This window comes from Vasconcelosia minhoensis LEGE 07310, from assembly GCF_015207255.1.
Taxonomy (GTDB): domain Bacteria; phylum Cyanobacteriota; class Cyanobacteriia; order Phormidesmidales; family Phormidesmidaceae; genus Vasconcelosia; species Vasconcelosia minhoensis.
Map to the genome: position 1 here is coordinate 1 of NZ_JADEXG010000028.1, position 21,517 is coordinate 21,517.

22 protein-coding genes are annotated in these 21,517 nt (G+C 54.8%); 11 read left to right on the top strand and 11 right to left on the bottom strand.

Translation table 11 applies throughout. The features are described from left to right. A partial coding sequence (locus IQ241_RS12985; RefSeq protein ID WP_193907801.1) for a hydroxysqualene dehydroxylase occupies nucleotides 1-1,460 on the top strand: 1,460 nt, incomplete at its 5' end. 40 nt (nucleotides 1,461-1,500) lie between these two features. Here the strand turns inward: IQ241_RS12985 and IQ241_RS12990 are convergent. Continuing rightward, complete coding sequence (locus tag IQ241_RS12990; RefSeq protein ID WP_193907804.1) at nucleotides 1,501-1,770, bottom strand: hypothetical protein; 270 nt, start codon at nucleotides 1,768-1,770, stop codon at nucleotides 1,501-1,503. A gap of 267 nt (nucleotides 1,771-2,037) precedes the next feature. Further along, nucleotides 2,038-2,652 carry a glutathione S-transferase gene (locus tag IQ241_RS12995; RefSeq protein ID WP_193907806.1) on the bottom strand — a complete coding sequence of 205 codons (615 nt, stop codon included), beginning with the start codon at nucleotides 2,650-2,652 and terminating at the stop codon, nucleotides 2,038-2,040. 177 nt (nucleotides 2,653-2,829) lie between these two features. On the opposite strand from IQ241_RS12995, the gene IQ241_RS13000 reads away from it, so the two are divergent. Then, nucleotides 2,830-3,963 carry a M50 family metallopeptidase gene (locus tag IQ241_RS13000; protein ID WP_193907808.1) on the top strand — a complete coding sequence of 378 codons (1,134 nt, stop codon included), beginning with the start codon at nucleotides 2,830-2,832 and terminating at the stop codon, nucleotides 3,961-3,963. On the opposite strand, the gene IQ241_RS13005 is transcribed toward IQ241_RS13000, so the two are convergent. From IQ241_RS13005 to ggt, 3 genes are all read right to left on the bottom strand, one after another. Continuing rightward, nucleotides 3,950-4,501 carry a Uma2 family endonuclease gene (locus IQ241_RS13005; protein ID WP_193907810.1) on the bottom strand — a complete coding sequence of 184 codons (552 nt, stop codon included), beginning with the start codon at nucleotides 4,499-4,501 and terminating at the stop codon, nucleotides 3,950-3,952. The two genes, IQ241_RS13000 and IQ241_RS13005, sit on opposite strands and share 14 nt — an antisense overlap. 206 nt (nucleotides 4,502-4,707) lie before the next feature. Beyond that, the gene (vapB, locus tag IQ241_RS13010) at nucleotides 4,708-4,941 is read right to left on the bottom strand and encodes a type II toxin-antitoxin system VapB family antitoxin (protein ID WP_193907812.1); all 234 of its coding nucleotides are present in this window, start codon (nucleotides 4,939-4,941) and stop codon (nucleotides 4,708-4,710) included. A 108-nt stretch (nucleotides 4,942-5,049) separates the two neighbouring features. Further along, the gene (gene ggt / locus IQ241_RS13015; RefSeq protein ID WP_193907814.1) at nucleotides 5,050-6,591 is read right to left on the bottom strand and encodes a gamma-glutamyltransferase; all 1,542 of its coding nucleotides are present in this window, start codon (nucleotides 6,589-6,591) and stop codon (nucleotides 5,050-5,052) included. Between the two features lie 348 nt (nucleotides 6,592-6,939). On the opposite strand from ggt, the gene IQ241_RS13020 reads away from it, so the two are divergent. Continuing rightward, nucleotides 6,940-7,707 carry a hypothetical protein gene (locus tag IQ241_RS13020; protein WP_193907816.1) on the top strand — a complete coding sequence of 256 codons (768 nt, stop codon included), beginning with the start codon at nucleotides 6,940-6,942 and terminating at the stop codon, nucleotides 7,705-7,707. Nucleotides 7,708-7,751: 44 nt separating this feature from the next. On the opposite strand, the gene IQ241_RS13025 is transcribed toward IQ241_RS13020, so the two are convergent. After that, nucleotides 7,752-9,266, bottom strand: coding sequence for a hypothetical protein (locus IQ241_RS13025; protein ID WP_193907818.1), 1,515 nt, complete (start codon nucleotides 9,264-9,266; stop codon nucleotides 7,752-7,754). Nucleotides 9,267-9,366: 100 nt separating this feature from the next. Beyond that, the gene (locus IQ241_RS13030) at nucleotides 9,367-10,335 is read right to left on the bottom strand and encodes an ABC transporter ATP-binding protein (RefSeq protein ID WP_193907820.1); all 969 of its coding nucleotides are present in this window, start codon (nucleotides 10,333-10,335) and stop codon (nucleotides 9,367-9,369) included. 235 nt (nucleotides 10,336-10,570) lie between these two features. Here IQ241_RS13030 and speE point away from each other — a divergent pair, with 235 nt between their 5' ends. The 3 genes from speE to IQ241_RS13045 all read left to right on the top strand — a co-directional run bounded on the left by speE (nucleotide 10,571) and on the right by IQ241_RS13045 (nucleotide 13,551). After that, nucleotides 10,571-11,869 carry a polyamine aminopropyltransferase gene (gene speE, locus IQ241_RS13035; RefSeq protein WP_193907822.1) on the top strand — a complete coding sequence of 433 codons (1,299 nt, stop codon included), beginning with the start codon at nucleotides 10,571-10,573 and terminating at the stop codon, nucleotides 11,867-11,869. Beyond that, nucleotides 11,847-12,911, top strand: coding sequence for an agmatinase family protein (locus IQ241_RS13040; RefSeq protein WP_193907824.1), 1,065 nt, complete (start codon nucleotides 11,847-11,849; stop codon nucleotides 12,909-12,911). Before speE ends, IQ241_RS13040 begins: the two co-directional genes overlap by 23 nt. Before the next feature lie 115 nt (nucleotides 12,912-13,026). After that, nucleotides 13,027-13,551 (top strand): protein-tyrosine phosphatase family protein, encoded by a 525-nt coding sequence (locus IQ241_RS13045; protein ID WP_193907826.1) that lies wholly within the window; start codon nucleotides 13,027-13,029, stop codon nucleotides 13,549-13,551. A gap of 10 nt (nucleotides 13,552-13,561) precedes the next feature. Here the strand turns inward: IQ241_RS13045 and IQ241_RS13050 are convergent, their stop codons facing one another. Beyond that, on the bottom strand, nucleotides 13,562-14,137 hold the full coding sequence (locus IQ241_RS13050) for a Uma2 family endonuclease (RefSeq protein ID WP_193907828.1): 576 nt from the start codon (nucleotides 14,135-14,137) through the stop codon (nucleotides 13,562-13,564). A gap of 199 nt (nucleotides 14,138-14,336) precedes the next feature. On the opposite strand from IQ241_RS13050, the gene IQ241_RS13055 reads away from it, so the two are divergent. Then, nucleotides 14,337-14,894 carry a GrpB family protein gene (locus tag IQ241_RS13055; protein ID WP_193907903.1) on the top strand — a complete coding sequence of 186 codons (558 nt, stop codon included), beginning with the start codon at nucleotides 14,337-14,339 and terminating at the stop codon, nucleotides 14,892-14,894. A gap of 126 nt (nucleotides 14,895-15,020) precedes the next feature. Here IQ241_RS13055 and IQ241_RS13060 read toward each other — a convergent pair whose 3' ends face one another. Continuing rightward, nucleotides 15,021-15,341, bottom strand: a complete 321-nt coding sequence (locus tag IQ241_RS13060; protein ID WP_193907830.1) for a TMEM14 family protein — start codon at nucleotides 15,339-15,341, stop codon at nucleotides 15,021-15,023. A 51-nt stretch (nucleotides 15,342-15,392) separates the two neighbouring features. Between IQ241_RS13060 and IQ241_RS13065 the strand changes: the two genes are divergently transcribed. The 3 genes from IQ241_RS13065 (at nucleotide 15,393) to IQ241_RS13075 (ending at nucleotide 20,034) form a co-directional block, all read left to right on the top strand. Next, the gene (locus IQ241_RS13065; RefSeq protein WP_193907832.1) at nucleotides 15,393-16,706 is read left to right on the top strand and encodes an ATP-binding protein; all 1,314 of its coding nucleotides are present in this window, start codon (nucleotides 15,393-15,395) and stop codon (nucleotides 16,704-16,706) included. A 44-nt stretch (nucleotides 16,707-16,750) separates the two neighbouring features. Continuing rightward, nucleotides 16,751-18,043, top strand: coding sequence for a TAXI family TRAP transporter solute-binding subunit (locus IQ241_RS13070; RefSeq protein WP_193907834.1), 1,293 nt, complete (start codon nucleotides 16,751-16,753; stop codon nucleotides 18,041-18,043). Nucleotides 18,044-18,543: 500 nt separating this feature from the next. Next, on the top strand, nucleotides 18,544-20,034 hold the full coding sequence (locus IQ241_RS13075) for an alanine/glycine:cation symporter family protein (RefSeq protein WP_228021664.1): 1,491 nt from the start codon (nucleotides 18,544-18,546) through the stop codon (nucleotides 20,032-20,034). A gap of 41 nt (nucleotides 20,035-20,075) precedes the next feature. Here the strand turns inward: IQ241_RS13075 and IQ241_RS13080 are convergent, their stop codons facing one another. Continuing rightward, on the bottom strand, nucleotides 20,076-20,261 hold the full coding sequence (locus IQ241_RS13080; RefSeq protein ID WP_193907838.1) for a hypothetical protein: 186 nt from the start codon (nucleotides 20,259-20,261) through the stop codon (nucleotides 20,076-20,078). Between the two features lie 178 nt (nucleotides 20,262-20,439). Next, on the bottom strand, nucleotides 20,440-20,868 hold the full coding sequence (locus IQ241_RS13085) for a universal stress protein (RefSeq protein WP_193907840.1): 429 nt from the start codon (nucleotides 20,866-20,868) through the stop codon (nucleotides 20,440-20,442). Nucleotides 20,869-21,144: 276 nt separating this feature from the next. Between IQ241_RS13085 and IQ241_RS13090 the strand changes: the two genes are divergently transcribed. Continuing rightward, on the top strand, nucleotides 21,145-21,498 hold the full coding sequence (locus tag IQ241_RS13090; protein WP_193907842.1) for an arsenate reductase family protein: 354 nt from the start codon (nucleotides 21,145-21,147) through the stop codon (nucleotides 21,496-21,498). Nucleotides 21,499-21,517 lie beyond the last annotated feature (19 nt).

Below are 21,517 nucleotides of genomic sequence, written 5' to 3' on the forward strand. Positions count from 1 at the left end.
GGGCCGGGCTGGGGGCGACCTACCACCTGACGAAGCAGGGCTATGACGTAACCCTGCTGGAGGCCGGTGCCCACCCCGGCGGCCTGGTCGCGGGCTGGCAAACGGCGGCGGGTCGAGCCGTCGAAGCGGGCATCCATGGCTTTTGGTATCCCTACCACAACATTTTTGGCCTGGTTGATGAGCTGGGGCTCCAGCCCTTCACCCCCTTTACTCGCTCGGCCCAATATTCTCCCGCCGGGCTAGAGGTCGAGTCGCCCCTATTTCAGGAAATGCCCTACCTGCCGACCCCCTTGGGCACCTTTATCTATACCCGGTTCAAACGGCTGCCGCTGCGCGATCGCCTGTCTGCCCTGCCGCTGCTCTACGCCGTTGTTGACTTTGACAATTCCGACGACGCCTGGCGGCGCTACGACGGCGTCACGGCACGGGAGCTATTCAAGCAGTTTGGTGTCTCGGAACGGCTCTACAAAGAGTCCTTCGAGCCGATGCTGCTAGTGGGCCTGTTCGCGCCGGGTGAGCAATGTTCAGCGGCGGCGGCTTTGGGCATGCTCTACTACTTTATCCTGGCCCACCAGCCCGACTTTGACGTGCGCTGGTGTCGCGGCACCGTCGGCGAAATGATCTTTCGCCCCTGGGTAAAAAAGATTGAGCAGCTGGGCGGACGAATTCTGGCGAATCGCCGGGTGAGCGATGTCCAGGCGAATTCTAACGGCGCAGTGACGGCGGTGATCTGTGGCGATGAGGCGTTTGCCGCTGATGCTGTTATGTTTTCCGTGGGCATTACCGGCATGAAGAAGATTGTTGCGGGCAGCCCCAGCCTGCGTCAGCGAGAGGAGTTTCGCAACTTCAGCAACCTCGGCGCGGTGGATGTTTTGGCGACGCGGCTGTGGTGCGATCGCAAGATAGATGTGCTGCTGCCGTCCAATGCCTGCTTTGGCTTCCACCCCACCACCGGCTGGACGTTCTTTGACCTCAACGCGCTGCATGACGAGTATCGCAATGAACCCGGCAGCGTGATCGAGGCCGATTTTTACCATGCCAATCAGCTGCTGCCGCTGGATGATGCAGAAGTTGTTGCTCAGGTGCAACAGGATCTGGCAGGCTGCCTACCCGCTTTTGCCGAGGCTAAAGTGATAGACCATAGCGTGATTCGCTTACCGCAGGCGGTCAGCCACTTTGCCCCCGGCAGCTACCGCTATTTACCGACTGTTACCACCAGCTTCCTCAACCTGTTCATGAGCGGCGACTGGATTGCTAACCGGCACGGTTCCTGGTCGCAGGAAAAAGCCTTCGTAACCGGTTTAGAAGCCGCAAATCAGGTGATTGACTATCTCCAGGTCGGTCAAAAAGCAGCTATCAAAGCCGTCACCCCAGATGAACCACACATTCAAGCCGCCCGGCAGCTCAATCGGGCAGTGCGTACCGTTACCGATCCTCTGACGCAGTTTTGGCTGCCCTGAGGGGATAGCCTAAAATTGGCCGCTCGCAAAAACGCCCGAGTCATTCCTCAAGTAGCCGATCTATCTTGTTTTCAATTGAACTGAGCCGCTGCAGAATGGTTGGCCGATCCTGATCCAGGGCGCTTAAAAGATTGGCAATTCTCAAGGTGGCTGCCCTCAGCTCGGCTCTGTCTGATTCCGCCTCACGCTGTACCCGAATCAGGTCTGCAATTTCACTGCCTAGCGTTTCGCCCATTGCCTGAATTGAGCGAGCGTTAGACTCGACTAAGGCTTCAATTCGAGCCAGGCGCTCTTCAGATGAGTTGGCCATGATGCTGCTTTCCCCAGAATTGGGGGACTGTAGAGCTTGCTCTTCTCGAAGAGTGGGGCCTCAGTATGAGGATGTTCCTTAGGGTGTTTGAGGTCAGCAGCTGATTGACTCGTTTCAGTCATCAACGTTGCTTGAAGGCTCGACATACTAGGGATTCTAGGCTCCCTCTCCCAAGCTTGGGAGAGGGCTGGGGTGAGGGCGCTCCGAGAATTGGTAGGCATGGAAGTTATACAATTTCTATTCCTACGCTTGCCCTGGACTCAAACGCTATTCCAAAGGAGTTGCAACAAATTCCGGCAGCCGCTCGGCGTCGTTAGAAAACTCGGCCAGGGCTGGATAGGTCGCTTTCTCAATCACCTCAGGCAGCATCAGCTGGGTAAATCGCCAGGCGACGCAGACGGTAATATCGGGCTGCATCAGCTCCGTTGTCACCAACCAGGGCGATCTCTGGGCGGCAGACTGCTCCAGCAGATCGTAGGCGGCCACGAGCTGGCCATTCACCCGGTCTAGCCAGGGCTGATACTGCTTTTCAGCCGGGCGCAGGGTGCGCTCATAGACAATTTGAACCGTTTTTTCACAGGCCCCCAGCGCCAGGCCAATCAGCCGCAGAGACTGCTGATGCTGGGGATTGCCGCTCGGCATCAAGCTCTTATCTGGTCCAGCCATTGTCTCGATGTATTCCAGGATCAGCGTGGAGTCTAGCAGCACCGTACCGTCATCACAGACCAGAGTAGGCGCTTTAACGAGGGGATTGGTCTGGCTAAAATCGTCGAAATTTTGGAAGACAGACAGGGAACGATGCTTAAAGGGAATGCCCAGCCGCTTTAGGGAAATCGCTACGCGGCGAACATAGGGGGAATCAAGCATACCGATGAGTTGCATAGAGACGCCTGCCAAAAACAACATTCTACTCTAGCGCTGGTACCGTCACCGCTGTTGCCCTGCCGAGCCTGATCGGCCCGACGAAAAAGGGAAGGGATAGCCCAAACGCTGAAGGCTAAGATAGGGGCATATTTACGCTGCCATGCTGCCAGCGTATTGCCTCTACTGAGTTCTGCAATGACCGACTTTTCCGACCTGACTGCTCTGATCGCGGGCTTAATCTGCGTCCAAACCCTCTGGCAGCTATCCCAAAACTGGTCAAAGTTCTGGGATGACCCGGTAACGCCGGAGGACCAGCAGCTGGCCCAGCGGTTGGCGATATTTGCTTTGGTTCCGATTGGGGTGCTGCTGCATGAGATTGGGCACTGTCTGGCGACCTGGCAGGTGGGCGGAACCGTTATCGCTTTCCAATGGCGATTTTATTGGGGATACATCATCCCGTCGGGAAGTTTTAGCCCGGTCGAGCAGTGGTGGATTGCTTTCAGTGGCAATTTGGTCTCTATTCTGTTGGGGCTCGTCGCCATTCCGTTTATTCCCCTTGTGCGCAAGCGGATTGTTGGAGAACTGCTTTACTTTTTCGCCCTTGTTGAGCTGATTTATGCCCTAATCGGCTATCCGCTGTTGTCTTTAAGTATAAGGGGGGGAGACTGGGTTCAAATCTACAACTTCGACGTTCAGCCCTATGCAACGATCACGTTAATAGGCCACGTGGGGCTGCTATGGGGGCTGTGGCAGCTGTATCACAGCCGTAGGGCAATTCGCTGGCGGCTGGATCGCAACGCCTCTACCTTAGACGAATGGGAAATGCTGGAGGCAAACGCGGCCGAACATCCGAATCAGCTACAGCCCCAGCTAGAGCTGGCCTATTTTTTGATACAGCACAGCGAGATGCGCGAAGCTAGGCAGGTAAGCCGAAAAATTTATCGGCTCGCCCCTGAGGATGAGCGGGTAAAGATTTTTCAGGTCGCGATGCTTTCTTCCCGCCGGGCCTACCGCAAAGCCATTCAAGCCGGACAAAACTTACTCAACTCTAACCCTTCAGCCGAAGCCCAGATCCGAATTTACCGAATCCTCTGTCACTCAGCCTACTCATCAAACCAACTGAAAGCAGCTCTTTCCTATGCTAACCGGGGATTAGCGATCTCGCCCAAAGACTACAAGCTAAGATACCATAGCGCCATTGCCCATTGGATGTCGAAGCTGCCTCAGAAAGCAAAAGCAGATTTCGACATTGCCTTGGAGAATGCTCCTGATGAAGAGATCCGTCAGCAGATACAGCAGTGGTTAGGTCAGCATTTCAAACGCTATTGAACACCTCAGCTACGGTTAAACGCAACCCCTCCAGGTAGGCATCTTCGATCACCTGACTTTCCATAAAGGTCTGGGGCGAAGCATCGGGTAAAAAAACGGTAATGCTTTTGGCCCTTGGATCGACAATCCACACTCTGGTAACCCCGGCGGCGAGATAGTCTGCGGCTTTGGCAGCCATGGTGCCAAAACTCTGATCAGGCGAAACCACTTCGATAGCCAAATCCGGCGGCACCGGCGAAGGGGCATCCTCGTCCCAGTCTCGAGGAAGGCGATCATAGGAAACAAACATCAGATCGGGAATAGGCACCCAGGGCTCTCCCTGACGCGTGAGCACCACCGACCACTCAGGATAAAAATGGCCTCGCTCCTCTGCCCAGCCATCGAGTAGCTTCAGCAGTGCTTTTTGGGTTTTAGCATGAAACCGCTTTGGAGACATCTTAGGAATGGCCTCGCCATCGATTAATTCGCAGCGATCGCCGATTTCAGCAGAGGTCAGAAAGGTGTCGAGGCTAATAAATTTAGGAAGCGACTGTACCATAATAGTTTAGAGAAAGTTGTGTTTTTAGCTCGAGAGAATCAAAATAATGAACTTCGAGGTTCAAAATAGGCAGGTGTAAGCCAGCTTAGCTATCCTCTAACCAGTTTTCTAAAGCGACGTTGGAATAAATCTGAAAGCCTTCAAGATTGTTAGTCACTACCGTTAGGTTCAAGCTCTTAGCATGGCTTTAATATCGAGCATATATTTCACAGAGTTTCTCGCTCCTGAGTTCCCTGATCTGGTCGCCCTTCGGTCATAAAGTCATCTGAAAAAGCTGCAAATTTATTTAAAGCATGTGTTAGAGGTTCACCTACAGGTCGAATAATCAAGCTATCGCCTCGGCGTTCAATTTCGTAATCGATGTCTGAGCGCTCAAACTGCAATTCTTTAGGAATTCGAACTGCCTGGGAGTTACCGCTTGGAAATACATGAGGACGCATTAGGGACTCTCCTCTAAGCAGAAAAAGGGCAAAGAATGACCGTATCTACAAGTGTATACGTAGAAATTTATTTTGTCTTCAACGCTAGTATGCATGAGACAATAGGGTTTAGACGATCGCGATCGCGCCATCTCGCCGCTCATCCCCAGCCGCCTGAAATTGTCCCTCGGCATCGACGCCAACGCTGTGAACACCGCCAAAGAACATATTGGCCTGAGGCCACCAGAGCGGCTGCTCGGAGCCGAGAAGATTGGATTGTTCAATCGCAACCCGGTCAAAACCCGGCTCCAGGTTGAAAATCTCTCGTTCCCAGTGTATCCGAGGGGCAGAGACCGCTTCTGCTAATGGCAGGTTGAAATCGACAAGGTTGGAAATGACCTGCAAAATCGCCGTACGGATTCGGTTGGAGCCGCCGGAACCCAGGACGAGCTGGGGCTGGCCGGATTGCAGCAGCATCGTCGGAGCCATCATCGAAGATATCCGCTGGTTGGGTTGCCATTGGTGAAAGCCCTGGGGATTCAAATCCTCCTCGCCCAGCATATTGTTGGCCATAATCTGAGTGCCAGGGATGACATAGGACGAACCTTCGCCATTGGATGTTGTGACGCTGGCGGCATTGCCCTCGCTGTCGATGACGCTGATATGGGTGGTGCTGCCCCACTTATTGACCGCTTCAGCTAACGCCTGCCGATAGGGCTCGACATGCCCATCGGCCAGGAAACGTTCAGCTACATCAGCCTCGTACAGCCTGGCATCGTAGCCGTCGCGGCGGGCCTCATTGGTCATTTTCATGGCCTGACTGAGCAGCTTCAGGTGAGCCGGACTGCCGCGCGTAAGCTGAGATAAATCAAATTTGCTGAGCAGGTTTAGGCAAAAGGCAATCAGCGCCCCGCCAGAGCTGGGGGGCGGATTGGTCAGCAGCGTCCGATTGCGGTAGGTCAGCCTGAGCGGCTGCCGCTCGATTACGCGATAGTTTTGCAGGTCAGCCTGGGTAAGATAGCCGCCCTTGACCTGACAGTCCTGCACCAGCTGATGGCCGATAGCGCCTCGATAAAATTCTTCAAACCCGACTTTGACCAGCATTTCCAGCGTATCGGCCAGTGCTGGCATCCGCAGCCGATCGCCCTTTTTTAGCCGCTTCCCACTGGGCGCATAGATTTCCCGAGCCGCCGGATTGGCCGTCAAAATAGCGTCAAGAATTTGATAGCAGTAGCTCTGAAAAGCATCGACGGTGACGCCGGTTCTGGCCCAGTGAATCGCCGGAGCCGCGATCGCGGCCAGCGGCAGCCGTCCCAGTCGCCGATGCACGTGGGCCAATCCTGCCGGTAATCCGGGTACTGCGATCGCGCCTAGCCCAACGTGAAACTCCTGCACCGTATTGCCAAAATTGGCATCAATCGGATAGAAATCCGGCGGCTGTGCCGTCGTTTGCTGGCCCGGGGTTTGGGTAAAAAAGTCGAATAGGAGATCCTCCTGCGGCGTATGGGCCAGCAGAAAGCCACCGCCGCCCAGCGACGTCAGGGCCGACTCGGTGACGCAGGCCGTGAGGACAGCCGCGATCGCGGCGTCGAAGGCATTGCCCCCCAGCCGCAGCATCTCAGCCCCGGCGGCGGCAGTTTGAGGATGACCGGCGGCGACTGCACCCGGCATAGTTTGATCCTGTAGGTTGGATCAATTTTAGGGTAGAGGGGGGAGGGGGGGTAGCGGGTAGTGGGTAGTGGGTAGAGAGTGATGGGGTGTTCGCGAAGCGTGGCCGTAGGCGTTAGGAGTGATCGGGTGGATGGGTAGGGGCTTGGTTTCCAAGCCTACGCGGAGAGGTGATGGAGTTAGGGATGGGTGGGATGGTAGGTTACGATTCGCACATAAAGCGTTTTGCGGCGCTGAGTAGTACTGGTATACTGATAAAACAAGACCCACCATGGGCTAAAATCACGTAAAAATCAGGAATCGCCAGCCTTTCAGCTGAGCCCCTGGTAGTACCGATGAGGCGAGGCAGGTATGGCTATTATTGCGCTGAAGGCTTGGTACCTTCAGGAATATGAACCTATTCGCGAGTTGGCAGATCGGCCTCACGATCTCCGCTTGGCTAAAAATAGCCTGCTCAAGTCGGCGCTGCGGGCTGACTTTTTAGAAGACGTTGAGGAGGTGAAGCAGGCTGACTGGTTTCAGCGCTACCTGGAAGGCGACCGGGTCGAGTTTTATATCGAAGGCAGCGGCACCTACGCGATCGCGAATATCGACCTGATCAGCCATGAGATTTACTTTGCCAAGCAAGATTCGCTGGCGAACCTGGAACCGACGATTTTTCTGTCTTACCAAACCGAGTTTGCCGATTCCAGCGAGCTACTGCGGGAAGAACTAGAGGCATTTATTGAAAAATTTAATGGGCGATCGCGCCTGCCGCTGGAGCTGGTCGAGTCCCACCGCCTGAGTCAGGGACCGGTCCGACTCAGCAGCGCCCTGATGCGCCGGATTCGCCGCTCCCTGGTCTACATCGCCGATGGTACGCCGATTATGGGCTTTGATGCCAGCCCGCCCCAGCTGATTCCTAACCCTAAAGTCTGCGTGGAGATGGGCTACGCTCTACAGGCCAAGCGTCCCGAGCAGATTGTCCTGGCCCAGATGGAACGCAGCGACCTGCCCGGCCAGTTTCCCTTTGATCTGCCGACCCGTAGTCGGTTCAGCTTCAAGAATAAGTCGGAAATTCGCAAGGAGCTGCCTAAGCTTTTGGAGGCTAAGCTCCAGCGGTTTAATTTGGCTGGCTAGGGAGTAGGGGAGTGGGGGAGTGGGGGAGTGCGATCGGTGGGTTCTTAGCTGGGGCTGGCAAGCTGTCTCAGGTGGCGGGTGAGGCCGGTTAGGAGCAGGCCTAAGATGAGCCACTGGAGTAGGATGGCTGCGATTGCAAAGCCGATGACGTCGGCATCGCCTAAGTAGGGATAGCCAAATAGGGTCCAGGCGAACTGAGAGGCTGGAACGCGGTCGGGGTTGAGCTGCAAAATGCCGAGGACGATGGCGGGAATAAAGGCGATTACCAGGACAGTGACAGCCGCCCAGATTTGCGGATTGCGCAATTTAGCGGCAAAGATGCGCTGGGTTAGGGCAGCGTAGATCAGCAGTGCGCTGGTGGTTGAGATTGCAGATATCAGGGCAATGACTGCGGCCCCAGCTCGGTCGGCGGGCTCGCTGAGCAAGATAAACCAGGGGACGATGAGCGCGATCGCGACCAGGCAGTTAATCCCGATGGCTAGAACGGCTGGGCTTTTATCGGCCCAGATTAGCGGCTGCCAGCCCGAGCGGCCCATTCGGTAGCGCACCCAGTCGGCCAGCGCCTGTCGCGAGGGGGAGAGGGCAAAAGTCAGCACTAGGATAAAGACGGCACTGAGCAGGTACATCGCGATCGCGCCGCTGGTTGCACTGCTGACAGAAACTTGGCTAGATAGAAAAAAGCCCAGTCCTAAAATTTCTAGATAGGCAACCAGCGCATAGCTCTGGCGCTTGCTCAGCAGGCTGGCGCTGGGTTGCCGAAAGCGCCGTCTGAGCACCCGCCAGCAGAGTGCTGTGAATAGCCCCACGTTGATCAGAGTAAAGCCGTGCGACAGGAGCCAATTTTGATTGATCGGCAAATAGCTCCATTCCACCACGCTATTCACGTCCCATTCTGGCCGCTGCGGTAGCAGCGGCTGCCAGGTCACCAGCTGATTCCAGAGCATAAACATCGGCACCAGTGTCGTCAGCGTCAGCCCAGCAAACACAAAGGCCGATAGCGACTGTGGCCCTACTACACCCGAGCTACCGCCCTGTAAGCCCACCAGCATGGCCAGACTAAAGAAGAGGACAGCTCCGGCAGCCAGCATCAGGTAGTAGCTCAGTAGCAGCAGCGGCGATATCTGGCCAGACGCGATCGCGGCGGCCCCATGCAGCGGTACGGCTACTAATATGCTGAGATAGGCCAGCAGCGGCACCCCTAGCAGCTTGCCCAAAAGAATTTCCTGACTGGGGCGCGGACTGGAGCGAACAAAGCTCAGCGTGCCGCGCTTCTGCTCCTGCATCAGGTCAATGATGATAAAAAAGGTGCCGCTGGTAAACAGCACATAGGGCAGCGTCCAGGTTAGGGCGTTCCAGATCAGATACCACTGTTTCTCATAATCAATCTCTCCCAGGGGTGGTGTCCGCGCATTCTCATGGCAGATCAGCCAGATTAGGCCCTGCACCAGCAGCGACAGCCCAACCGCCGCTATCAAGCTGCGGGGTTTCAGCCGCCCTCGACATTCCCGCAGCAGCTGCGGATTCCAGTCGCCCAGTTGATTAATCCAGGTAGAAGTCATCGGCTATCTATAAATAACTGTTAACACCGAAAATCGTCACCAAAATAACCCAGTTACTCGTTCACCCCTTTACCCCATTACCCGATCACCCCATTACTCCCTACGCCGTCTTCTGATAACCCAATTTGATAAAGATATCCTCCAGCGTCTCCTGCGTCTGGTGAAACTCGGTAATCGCGTGACCGGACTGGATCAGCGATCGCAGCACCTCCGCCAGCTCCACATCTGTTCCGGCAAAGGCAAAGCCTATTTTTTGGTCGGGCAGGACTTCGCAAACCTGGACTCCGTCAAACGCCTGGACCGCCGTCTGCAAAGCTGCGGCCTCGCCTAGGCTGGCGGTAATAATCCGCCGCTGGCTATCGCGGCCATAGAGCGCTCGCAGCTGCGAACTTTCGACCAGGCGTCCCTGCTCCATAATCCCAATAGCGGTGCAGAAGTCCTCCAGATCGCTGAGGATATGGGATGAAATTAAAATCGTCATGCCCTGCCGCTGGAGTGCCTTAATGGTCTGGCGATACTGAATGCGGGCAATTGGATCGAGGCCTGAGACGGGTTCGTCCAGCAGCAGTAGGGTAGGCCGGTGGATGACGGTACGCGCTAGGCTGAGGCGCTGTTTCATGCCCCGAGAAAGCTGACGAATAGGGCTACGCTGCTTATCTTCTAAACTGACTAGCTCAATGACTTCTTGAATACGCTGGGTAAGCGTAGGCTCCTTCAGGTAGTAGAGGCGGGCGAAGTAGTCGAGGTAGTCCCATACCGTCAGGTCGTCGTAGAGCGGAAAGTCATCGGGCAAAAAGCCGATCTGCTGCTTGATGCTGGGATTGGCCTGGTCGCGAATCAGCCGCTGTCCGCCAATGTGGATTTCGCCAGCGGTGGGCTCGTCGATGGTGGCCAGCATTCGGATCAGGGTGGTCTTACCCGCGCCGTTAGGGCCAATCAGCCCGTAAATTTCGCCTGGCGAAATCTGCAAGTTCACTGCGGCGACAGCATTCTGGTCGTCGAACTGCTTGGTCAGCTGAGTCGTTTCGACAATCAGCTGAGTGGTTTCGACAGCTGGAGCTTCGGTCATGGAATCGCCCTCTACCGGTTCGACTGTTATACCGTACCCGAGTCCAGGCTTCCCGACCAGACGGCGGTTCTTTCAGCCCGGTAGCGCTGGAGCCGAGATCGCTCACCAGGGGGAGTACACTGAAGGGCGTTTGTCTGTAACTCCATTAACTGAGTCCTCGGTGCCCCTGAGCCGCCCCCTTAATCGTTAGACTTTAAAGACCTATCCTGAACCGTTAAACCTACCCTGATTTGCCATGAAATCGCTTGGACGCCACATACTAGTTGAGTTTCACGGTTGCTCTGCCGAAATTCTAAACGATGTTCCCCGGATCGAGAGCAGTATGCTCGACGCCGCTAAGGAAGCGGGGGCGACGATTATTAGCTCAGTCTTTCATCATTTTTCACCGTTTGGCGTGTCTGGCGTGGTGGTGATTCAGGAAAGCCATCTGGCTATTCATACCTGGCCTGAATATCGCTATGCGGCGGTGGACCTGTTTACCTGCGGCTATTCGGTTAGCCCCTGGGTATCTTACGAAAGCCTCAAGGCTGCCTTCCAGGCGGAACACGGCTCGGCGATTGAGCTGAATCGCGGCCAGCTGGAGCTGCTGGAAAAATCCGACATCGACCTGGGCGACCTGCGCGACCAGGCGACGCAGAAGCTGATGCCGCCTAAAATCAGCCGCAGCGTTTGGTTTACGGACAAAAACGAAAACATTGCCCTCTCAATTCGGCATAAGGGCGATCGCATTTTTCAAGAAAGATCGCCTTACCAGCTGGTTGAGATCTTCGACACCTTTAAGTACGGCAAAATGCTCACCGTTGACAAGATGGTGATGTGTAGCGAAAAAGACGAGAAAGCCTACCACGAGATGATCATCCACGTGCCGCTGCTGACCAATCCCGGTGTTCGAGAGGTGCTGGTGATTGGCGGTGGCGACGGCGGCAGCGTGCGCGAAATTTTGCGCCATCCCCAGGTGGAAAAGGTGACCATGGTAGAAATCGATGAAGTGGTGGTGCGGGCTTCGCGGCAGTTTTTACCGTCTCTTTCGTCATCGCTGGACGACCCTAAGCTAGAGCTGAAGATTGCCGATGGCATTGACTATGTTAGGGAGGCTGCCGACGAGAGCTTTGACATGGTGGTAGTCGATTCCTCTGACCCGGTAGGGCCGTCGGAAGGGCTGTTTAACCCGTCTTTTTATAAAGATGTCTACCGCTGCCTGCGACCCGGCGGTGTAATGACTGCCCAGAGCGAGTCACCCCGCTTTAACCAAGAGGCTTTCGTAGACCTGAACCACTGCCTCAAGGGAATTTTTCAACCCGACAGCGTCCATTGCTACTTGGCCTTTATCCAAACCTACCCCACCGGCATGTGGAGCTTCACCTACTGCTCCAAAGACGGCACGCATCCGCTGCAGGACTTTGACCCGGTGACAGCGGCTGAGTTTTCGGCCCAGCACGACCTTCAGTACTACAACAGTGGCATCCATCAGGCCGCCTTTTGCCTGCCCACGTTCATTCAAACGATGCTCAATGTCCAACAAAGTGCCCAGTAAAGGGCCAGATAAAGCGACTATTCTCAAAACCTTCGATCCCAGTCAGGTCGGGCTAGAGAATGGCAATATCTTTGGCTTCCCGTTCGACTATGACACGGCGGATATTGTTGTCTTCGGGGTGCCCTGGGAGGTGACGGTCTCCTTCCACTCGGGTACCGCCCAGGGGCCGCAGTCGGTGCTGCAAGCCTCGCCCCAGCTCGACTTCTACGATTTAGACCATCCCGACGGCTGGAAGCAGGGCATCTATATGCCGCCGGTGCCGGACTGGATCGGGCAGCAGAATCTGGCGCTGCGATCGCGGGCCGCCACCGTCATTCAAGCTCTGGAAAGCGGTCAGCCCACCCCGGCAGATGCCCTAGCCGAAGTCAACCAGGGCGGCCAGCGGCTGAACGACTGGCTGCGCCAGCAGACCCGGGCGGCGCTCAAGCAGGGTAAAACAGTCGCGGTCATCGGCGGCGACCACAGCGTTCCTCTGGGCTGTTTGCAGGCTCTGGCCGAGCAGTACCCGGAGTTTGGCATTCTCCACATCGACGCCCACTGCGACCTGCGCGATCGCTACCAGGGCTTTCGCTTTTCTCACGCCTCCATCATGCACAATGCGCTAGAAATTCCCCAGATTTCCAAGCTGGTCCAGGTCGGCATTCGCGATGTTTCACAGGTGGAGATAGACGCGATCGCGGCTGCAAACGGACGGGTCGTCACTCACTTCGACAGCCACCTGAAGCAGGCCCGATACGCAGGTACCCCCTGGCTCCAGCTCTGTCAGCAAATTGTGTCCGACCTGCCCCAGCAGGTCTACATCAGCTGTGATGTCGATGGTCTGGATCCCAAACTTTGCCCCGGTACAGGCACCCCCGTCCCCGGCGGGCTGGAGCTGGAGGAAGCATTTTGTTTATTTCGAGAAGTGGTGAAGCGCGATCGCCAAATTATTGGCTTTGACCTCTGCGAAGTCGGCAATAGCGACTGGGACGGCAACGTCGGCGCTCGCATTGTCTACAAGTTGTGCAACCTGATCGGCTATCCAAACAGGGTAGAACAGTAAAAGCCATAAACAAAAATGCCAATGTTTTAATGAATATCCTTTGAAACAATGGCTTATAGGGTTGACAGCTCACTGAACGCAAATCGGCCTGGAAATTTGACTTTGTAAACTCAATATGTATAAGTTTGCTCCAGCCTCAGAAAATGAGTCCATTGTGTTTGGGTCTAGCCGACCGGGATATACAAACGAACAGGTCAACTTGTGGATTGAATTTATGCAAGCCCAGAATATTCAGCGCGTCTGCTGTTTGCTCACTGAATCTCAACTCAGCAGATACTCTGGTTTGCTCTATCTTTACCGAAAGACATTTGGAATCAACCAAATATGTTGGTCACCAGTGAAGGATTTTCACCTTGTCACAATTCAAGCCTGTACTCAGCAGATTCTGCCGTTTTTAAGACTTGCGGACCGGTGTCAAGAGAAAGTAGTTGTTCATTGTTCCGGTGGAATGGGTCGCACAGGTCACGTTTTGACAGCTTGGCTTGTAGCTGGAAGGGGGCTTTCTAACAAAGCAGCGATTTCTGCCGTGCGTAAAACTGGTAGAAATCCTTATGAAGCTGTTTTAGCTGCTCCGTTGCGAGGACGTAATCCCTGGAGAGTTACGACAGATCTCAGTGCTTTGCTAAATGCATGCAAGTAGAGATTTTTGCTTACCAAATGTTGCCGATGGTCAGCGAGAAGCCGGGCAAAACATTTTCACCGTATATTACAGATAGATTTTCTAATAGTTCAATCGGCTTGCCTAGACGAAAAATGGCAACTCGCTTATTTTCGGGGTCAATTAGCCATCCTAGCCGAGCTCCGTTTGCTTGATATTCGGTCATTTTGTTCAAAAGGTCTTCCCAGGTATCGCTGGGTGACATCAGTTCAACAACAAAATCCGGGCAAAGCGGCAAAAACCGTCTGCGCTGCTCCGGGCTGAGGCCCTCCCATTTGGCTTGAGGAATCCAGGCAGCGTCGGGGGAGCGCTCGGCTCCGTTGGGCAGCTTAAACCCCGTGGAAGAATCAAAAACGACGCCTAGCTTAGCCTGGCGGTTCCAGAGGGCCAGTTCTAAATTGATGTCAGAATTTCGCTTGCCGGTTTCACCACCCGTTGGGGACATTATGGCGAGTTCTCCAGTGGCGCTGCGCTCAAGCCTGAGTTCTGGATTTTTTGCACATAGGTCATAGAACTGATCGTCGCTCAGGCAAATGACGGGGCTGAGATCAAGCAGTATAGCTGCCATAGGCTAATAAAGCTCCCTTGTATGAGTATGAATAAATGCGTACCAAAACACAAAATCTACATAGGAATTTTGGGATAGCTAAAGACTTATTTCAAAGACCCCAGGGTGGGTAATTTAGGGGCGCTTGAGCACAGCCAAAGCTATTATATATGCTATAGCTATGATCCTGAACGAACCGACCCCACGATTGGCTCATGCAATGGACTTCATCCATCAAACTGATAAAGTAGAAGTTGTTCCCTACAATCTAAAGTGGCGAGAATCGTTTGAGACCGAGTCAAAAAGCATCGCTGACGCTTTAGGTGATAGCGTTGTCGCCATTCACCATATCGGCAGTACGGCGATTCCGGGTATCTATGCCAAGCCAATTATCGATCTGCTGGCAGAAGCTCAGGATCTTCAGAAAATAGACCATAACAGCTCAGCTTTAGAGTCGCTGGGCTATGCTGCTATGGGTGAGTTTGGCATTCCCGGTCGCCGTTATTTTCGCAAAGACAACCCAGATGGTGATAGAACGCATCATCTTCACATTTTCGAAGTGGGTTCAGCGCAGGTAGAGCGCCACCTGACCTTCCGAGACTATATGATCGCCCATCCTCTAGATGCTCACAAGTACAGCGAGCTCAAGCGTAAATTAGCAAAGCAGCATAGACACAGTATAGAGAAATACATGGACGGTAAAGATGGCTTTATCAAGGAAATGGACAGTAATGCAACCCGGTGGCGAAACCAACAGATTAATCCAAATCGCTCATAGGTTGGCCAGTAAAATTAATCACGCTTGCTTGAAAAAGATGTCGCTGGGCGGGAGGTCATCGCTGGGGACAAGGACGGCTGCTTCTATTGTGAAGAAACCGATCGGCGACGGTCACCTTTGCTGGGCCTATGTCGAAGGGAGGGGAGCTCCAGCTGAGAATAGGGCAATCAGCGTAATCACGCCAGCAATCACCATCAGGCCAGCGGGCATAAACTTGCGGGTTTTGACCAGACGAATGATAAACACAATCACCAGCACTAGGGTGACAATTTGCGCGAGTAAAAGTCCTACCGGATTGCCACCGCTATAGAGGACCGCGCCGGCAATCAGCAGCAAGCCACTGACGATGCCGGAAATTAAGGAAATCTTGCTGCCCGCCTTGGTGTAGCCGAGAACGCCGCCAATCACAGCCAGCAGACCGTAAGCGAGAGTGATGAGGATAGGCATAGGCGTAAGGCTGGTAGGCTAGGAGGGCTATCAGGTTGGAACGGGCGGAAAATGGGTGAACTAAAGCAAAGGAAGATCGGACTGGGTCAAGACGCGATCGCAGCTATCTCATCCTACCGCCAGCAGGCCGCTTCCCTCCTACTTTACCAGGCAGTATTAGCGGATCGAATCGGTCAGGCCTTTTTACAGCTACTGGCCGCTTTAACGCAAGGTTCCGCAGCCGACATCCTCAGCGCTTACGGGGACTGGTTTCAGGCGCTAGCGGCGGGACAGCAGAGCTGGCAGCAGCACCTGGTTAATCGTATTTTGCAGGCTGAAAATCCGTTGACGAGCCAGCTGACGAATCCAAACCAGGCGCTGGTCGAGGCGGCCCGACACGATTTGCAGATTCTGCAAACCCTCTATAGCTGTGAGCCGCAGCAGGTGGCGCAGTGGGTAGAGATGGGGGGCGCGCGATCTCATCTCCCGGCCTGGACAGTACCAACCGCAGACCTGCCCGTCACATTTCCTGACCTGCCCGACTGGCGAGAGGGCTTGGATGAGCTGATGGACTATTACCGCGCTCAGGGTACGGGCCTGCTGGCTCAGTTCAAAGCCCTGCGCTGGCAGCAGGGCGAGCTGATCGGCATCCCTCACGCGGATCCGATCCGGCTCGATCAGCTGGCGGGCTATGACAGGCCGAAGCAGCAGCTGATTCAGAATACGCGGTTTTTGCTGGCAGGCTATGCGGCGCTGCACATGCTGCTCTACGGCAGTCGCGGCTCGGGCAAGTCCTCGCTGGTTAAGGCACTGCTGAACGAGTACGGCAGCCAGGGACTGCGGCTGATTGAGGTGGCCCCAGAGCAGATGCGGGATTTGCCGCTGATTGTCGAACGGCTACGCGCCGCGCCGCAAAAGTTCATTATCTTTGTAGACGACCTGTCCTTTGAATCCGATGATGAGGCGTTCAAGGCCTTAAAGCGGGTGCTGGAGGGTAGCGTCACAGCACGGCCTCAGAACGTGGTGGTCTATGCCACCTCCAACCGGCGGCACCTGGTGCGCGAATTTTTTGACGAACGCCCGTCGCCGGGTCAGGCTGAAGAACTTCAAGCGTGGGATACGTTACAGGAAAAGCTGTCCTTTAGCGATCGCTTTGGTCTGACCTTGACCTTTGAACCGGCAGACCAGCCGACCTACTTAACCATTGTCAGGCATCTAGCAAAACAGGCCGGGATTAGGCTAGAGCCGACTGATCTCGACCATCGGGCGCGTCAGTGGGCCACCCGTCACAACGGCCGTTCAGGCCGCAGCGCCCGGCAGTTTGTTGATTTTTTGCAGGCCGAGCTGGCTTTGCAGTGGGAAGCTTCGTCGTCAGTGGTACCGTAGGCTTAGAGCCCACAGTTGGGTCTGAAGGACGGCCGGGAAAGGTCATGCAAAAAGTGAACCGCTGGGTTTGGCTGACGGGAGTGACGCTGAGCATTGGCGTGGCGCTGGTGTCTGGCTATCAGCTGCTGCGCGAACGCCAGGTGTATACGGTGCGGCTGGCGACTGGCGGCGCAAGCGGTGAGTATTATGCCTTTGGCACCGCGATCGCGCAGGTGGTTGCGGCGCACGAGCCCAAGATCAAAATTGAGGTGGTCGAGTCAGCTGGGTCGCCGCAGAATATGCAGGCCGTCCAAGCGCGACGGGCAGACCTGGCTCTGGTGCAGAGCGATACGCCGGTGCTGCCAGCAGTACAGGCGGTGGCTCAGCTCTATCCAGAAATGTTTCACCTGATTGCAGACACAGCGGCAGAGATTGACAGCATTGCTGACCTGCAGGGCAAGCGGATTGCCCTAATGCCAAAAGGCAGCGGTTCCTATACGCTGTTCTGGCCGCTGATTGCCCACTATGGGCTACAGCCAGAGGACTTTCAAGCCTTTCCGATGAGCCCTACGGAGGCCCATGCGGCATTGCTGCGAGGAGACGTAGATGCCCTATTTCGGATTATTGGCCTGGGGAATGAATCTGTGGCGGCGCTGCTGCGTGACCCAGCAGTAGAGCTTGTTCCCATTCAGCAAATTGAAGCCCTGAGGCTGTCTCAGCCCTACCTGCAGCCGACGATCATCCCCCAGGGGGCCTACGACGGTAGCCCGCCGACACCAGCGGCAGACCTGCCGGTTGTAGCGGTAAATGCGCTGCTTGTGGCCCATCAGGCGGTCCCTCTAGAGGTCGTCAAAGCGGTCACTCGGACGCTCTATGAATCGCGAAATGAGCTGATCCGAGCCAATCCTCACACGGCTCAGATTCAGTCGCCCAGCGTCAGCCAGAACTTGGGAATTCCTCTGCACCCGGGTGCTCAAGCCTACTATTATCAGGACGAGCCCAACTTTTTTGTCGAATATGCCGAGCCGATGGGGCTGCTGCTATCGGCAACGATTATTGTCGCCTCTGGCATCTGGCAGTTCCGACTTTGGCTGGTCGGTCGTCAAAAAAACCGAGCCGACATGTACAATCTGGAAATCCTGGCGCTGATTGAGCAGGTGCATAGCGCTAGCTCGCTGGAAGAGCTGCGATCCATTCGGCAGCAGCTGTTTGAAATTTTGCAGCAGGTCGTCGTTGATCTGGATATCGATCGAATTTCGCCCGAGTCATTTCAGTCGTTTACTTTCCCCTGGCAGGTGGCCATTGACACAATTCGACACCGGGAAATGATCTTAATGAATCTGACCGGAACTCGATAGCTTGAAGCGATACCCAACGGTGATACCGCTGTGGTTCTCAGTCTCTGGAGAAAAATTTAACGCCTGCCATAAAATTTATCAAATCCATACATATCAGGCCATATTGCTCAATCCCTACGATTGAAGGAATGGTATGAAAGTTGATGACTGAGTAATGAAATTAACAATATAGGCCCTCATAAAGTGATATGAACTAATTCAACCGCGCAGTTTTAACCGTAACTCTTGGAATATTGATTTGGTATTCCCAGAGCCGTTTTGGCGTTTTAACTGGTTTTGCGATCGCGTTGAGCCGCTAAGCTAGCGGCTCAACGCGAAGTAAGCTCGGAGGCGATAGCAAGTTCCACACCTTAGACTCACTTGATTCACTTAGAGTTATGAAGAAAAAGACAACCCCTGGCAGCGGCTGGCGATCAGCAGCGCCCAACGTCCTCCGCCTTCTCGACGGGTGGGTTAGCAGCTGCAGAGGCATCTATGGGATTCCCATTTTGCTAGTGCTAATGGTTGTTACTACCCAGCCAGCGCTGGCTCAGGACGCCGAGACCACAAACGCCGTCGATGCTATTTTCAGCCCGATTGTCGCATTCTTAGACGCGATCTTCTTCTTCAAGGTGGGAGGTGAGAATGGATTTCCGTTTATTGTTCTATGGCTGATTGTTGCAGCGGTTTTCTTCACCTTTCGCCTGGGTTTCATCAATCTGCGGGGCCTGAAGCATGCCATTCAAATCGTCCAGGGCAGGTTTGACGATCCCGAAGATGAAGGTGAGGTTTCTCACTTTCAGGCGCTGGCGACGGCGGTTTCAGGCACGGTTGGGTTAGGTAACATTGCTGGGGTCGCGATCGCGATCCAGCTAGGCGGCCCGGGGGCGATGTTCTGGCTGACCCTAGCCGGGTTCTGTGGCATGGTCACCAAGTTCGTAGAATGTACCCTATCGGTTAAGTATCGCCGTCGGCTAGAAGACGGTACGGTGCTCGGTGGGCCGATGTACTACCTTACCCGAGGACTATCGCCCAGGGGAATGCGTCCGCTGGGGCAGGGGCTAGCAGTCCTGTTTTGCATTCTCTGCCTGGGCGGCAGCCTGGGCGGCGCGAATATGTTCCAGTCCAATCAGGCCTATTCCTCCATCGAAAATATTTTTCCCGGACTGCCTGCCTGGATTTTTGGCCTGGTGCTGGCGGTGCTTGTCGGTGTGGTGATTATCGGCGGTATCAGGCGGATTGGTGCGGTAGCCGAAAAGCTGGTTCCGGCTATGGCGCTGATCTATATCGTGGCCTGCCTGTTTGTAATTATCGTCAATATCGCTCAGGTGCCTGCCGCGATCGCGACCATTTTTACCCAGGCGTTTTCACCGGAAGCCGTTGCTGGTGGGATTGTCGGCGTTATCGTGCAGGGGTTCCGGCGCAGTGCCTTTTCCAATGAGGCTGGGGTTGGATCAGCCGCGATCGCGCACTCCGCCGCCCGTACGGACGAACCGATCCGGGAAGGGCTGGTAGCGCTGCTGGAACCGCTAATTGACACAATCATCATCTGTAACCTGACGGCAATCACGATTGTGCTTACCGGGGTCTATCAGGACAGCGGCAGCGAGCTGAGCGGCGTCGCTATGACCGCTAGCGCCTTTAATACGGTGATCGGCTGGTTCCCGGCAGTGCTCAGCGTAGCGGTTTGCCTGTTTGCCTTTTCTACGATTGTCTCCTGGAGCTACTACGGTGTTCAGGCCTGGATCTATCTGTTCGGCGAGCGCAGCACAATCGTGTTCAAATTCATCTACATCACCTGCACCTTCCTAGGAACAATGATCAGCCTGGGGGTGCTGATTGACCTGAGCGACTACCTGCTGCTGGGGATGGCGTTCCCCAACCTGATTGGCTGCTACATTCTGTCGAATGAGGTTGCAGCTGACCTGAAGGACTACTGGAATCGCCTAACCTCAGGGCAGATGCCCACTTACGAACAGCAGCTGGCGGAGATGACAACAGCCGATCGCTAGCCGATCGCTGGGGTCAGGCGGCGGTTGAGGATTGGGCTCATTTACCTAAATTTAGGCGCTTGAGCCTGACCTTTAACAATCTTTTGAACATACTTCTGGCGCTCGGTGAGAGACCGCGATTGGTACTCACCGTAGAAGTTGCTAAATCGCCAGAACCACTTGAGGGCGGCGACTAGCCGGTTTGGCTGGGGCTGAGCGCTAGAAATTGGAAAAGCGATGCGGGTCATGGGGTTACCTAGATTGAATGAACACTTTCAGTCTAGGAACCGGCGCTCGAATGTTCAAAAGCCGCAGTCGATAGCGGCTATGGCAAAAATGCATCGATGCCTGTGAGCCTGCTATAGCAAACCCAACCAAAGCGCCCGGAAGGCCTGACCTTCCAGGCGCTTTGACTCAAAATCGAGCTTAGTCGCGGATCACTAAAACAGGGCAGTGAGCAAATCGAATGACGCGATCCGTCACCGAGCCCAGGAAAAACCGCTCTAGCCCGGTCCGGCCCCGCGAAGGCATGACGATTAATTGAATCTGATGGGTCTTAGCGTAGTCGATAATTTCGGCACTGGGGTCGCCGATGGCGACCGTAAACTGCATTCCCTCGTGATCGGTTCCGGCTAACCTTTCGTGCAGAGCTTTCTCTACATTTTGCTTCCGCGTCTCGTCGTCTAGTGTATCCCATACAACGCCTGGCTCGGTGGCCTCACGGCGGCTGATGACGTTGAGGGCATGTAAATTAGCATTGCTCTCAACAAACGCTAGCGCCTCTTTAAGGGCTAGCAGTGAAGCTTCGGAAAAGTCAATCGGAACTAAAACGCGGTCTTTTGAAAATAGGGCCATTTCTCAATTCTCGGCGTGAACCGAGGTAACTACTGTGAACAAAATTTGACATGAACAAAATTCAAACGGATTGGCTGCAGCTTACGCCAGTTGATTGAACGGCTGGCAAAGCCCTAAGATTAACCGCAATCTTAGGAAGTGATTGGTATTCTCCCTAAGATACCAGGAAGTTGCGATCGCGCAACCCGCCCTATCACAACGCTTGTCATTACGCAGTCGGGATTGCGGTAAGCTGTGATAGTTGCCGCCCAATTTAGCCCCGCAAAAATCGTCCCAATGGCCCTGAAAATATATGGTATCCCCACCTGCGCCACCTGCAAGAAAGCGCTTCAGCAGCTAGATCAGGCTGGGATTGCCTACGAATTTATCAATACTAAAACCGCTCCGCCGTCCCGCGAAACAATTGCCGACTGGGTTGGCGAGCTGGGTGCCAAGCCGCTGCGAAATACCTCAGGCAAAGCCTATCGGGCAATCGGCCCAGAAAAGCAAACCTGGGATGATTCCCAATGGGTGGATGCTTTCGCCAAGGACGCGATGTTGCTCAAGCGCCCAGTCTTTGTCAAACAGGGGAAAGCCGTTATGGTTGGCTTTCGTAATCCTGAAGCAGCGATTAGAGCCTGCCTTGAGTAACGCTGATCCGTGCTTCACG

What these genes read in the sequence shown, in the direction of transcription:
- IQ241_RS12990 (WP_193907804.1), bottom strand. Translation starts at nt 1,770, where the DNA reads ATGGCCAACTCATCTGAAGAGCGCCTGGCTCGAATTGAAGCCTTAGTC.
- IQ241_RS12995 (WP_193907806.1), bottom strand. Translation starts at nt 2,652, where the DNA reads ATGCAACTCATCGGTATGCTTGATTCCCCCTATGTTCGCCGCGTAGCG.
- IQ241_RS13000 (WP_193907808.1), top strand. Translation starts at nt 2,830, where the DNA reads ATGACCGACTTTTCCGACCTGACTGCTCTGATCGCGGGCTTAATCTGC.
- IQ241_RS13005 (WP_193907810.1), bottom strand. Translation starts at nt 4,501, where the DNA reads ATGGTACAGTCGCTTCCTAAATTTATTAGCCTCGACACCTTTCTGACC.
- vapB (WP_193907812.1), bottom strand. Translation starts at nt 4,941, where the DNA reads ATGCGTCCTCATGTATTTCCAAGCGGTAACTCCCAGGCAGTTCGAATT.
- ggt (WP_193907814.1), bottom strand. Translation starts at nt 6,591, where the DNA reads ATGCCGGGTGCAGTCGCCGCCGGTCATCCTCAAACTGCCGCCGCCGGG.
- IQ241_RS13020 (WP_193907816.1), top strand. Translation starts at nt 6,940, where the DNA reads ATGGCTATTATTGCGCTGAAGGCTTGGTACCTTCAGGAATATGAACCT.
- IQ241_RS13025 (WP_193907818.1), bottom strand. Translation starts at nt 9,266, where the DNA reads ATGACTTCTACCTGGATTAATCAACTGGGCGACTGGAATCCGCAGCTG.
- IQ241_RS13030 (WP_193907820.1), bottom strand. Translation starts at nt 10,335, where the DNA reads ATGACCGAAGCTCCAGCTGTCGAAACCACTCAGCTGATTGTCGAAACG.
- speE (WP_193907822.1), top strand. Translation starts at nt 10,571, where the DNA reads ATGAAATCGCTTGGACGCCACATACTAGTTGAGTTTCACGGTTGCTCT.
- IQ241_RS13040 (WP_193907824.1), top strand. Translation starts at nt 11,847, where the DNA reads ATGTCCAACAAAGTGCCCAGTAAAGGGCCAGATAAAGCGACTATTCTC.
- IQ241_RS13045 (WP_193907826.1), top strand. Translation starts at nt 13,027, where the DNA reads ATGTATAAGTTTGCTCCAGCCTCAGAAAATGAGTCCATTGTGTTTGGG.
- IQ241_RS13050 (WP_193907828.1), bottom strand. Translation starts at nt 14,137, where the DNA reads ATGGCAGCTATACTGCTTGATCTCAGCCCCGTCATTTGCCTGAGCGAC.
- IQ241_RS13055 (WP_193907903.1), top strand. Translation starts at nt 14,337, where the DNA reads ATGGACTTCATCCATCAAACTGATAAAGTAGAAGTTGTTCCCTACAAT.
- IQ241_RS13060 (WP_193907830.1), bottom strand. Translation starts at nt 15,341, where the DNA reads ATGCCTATCCTCATCACTCTCGCTTACGGTCTGCTGGCTGTGATTGGC.
- IQ241_RS13065 (WP_193907832.1), top strand. Translation starts at nt 15,393, where the DNA reads ATGGGTGAACTAAAGCAAAGGAAGATCGGACTGGGTCAAGACGCGATC.
- IQ241_RS13070 (WP_193907834.1), top strand. Translation starts at nt 16,751, where the DNA reads ATGCAAAAAGTGAACCGCTGGGTTTGGCTGACGGGAGTGACGCTGAGC.
- IQ241_RS13075 (WP_228021664.1), top strand. Translation starts at nt 18,544, where the DNA reads ATGGTTGTTACTACCCAGCCAGCGCTGGCTCAGGACGCCGAGACCACA.
- IQ241_RS13080 (WP_193907838.1), bottom strand. Translation starts at nt 20,261, where the DNA reads ATGACCCGCATCGCTTTTCCAATTTCTAGCGCTCAGCCCCAGCCAAAC.
- IQ241_RS13085 (WP_193907840.1), bottom strand. Translation starts at nt 20,868, where the DNA reads ATGGCCCTATTTTCAAAAGACCGCGTTTTAGTTCCGATTGACTTTTCC.
- IQ241_RS13090 (WP_193907842.1), top strand. Translation starts at nt 21,145, where the DNA reads ATGGCCCTGAAAATATATGGTATCCCCACCTGCGCCACCTGCAAGAAA.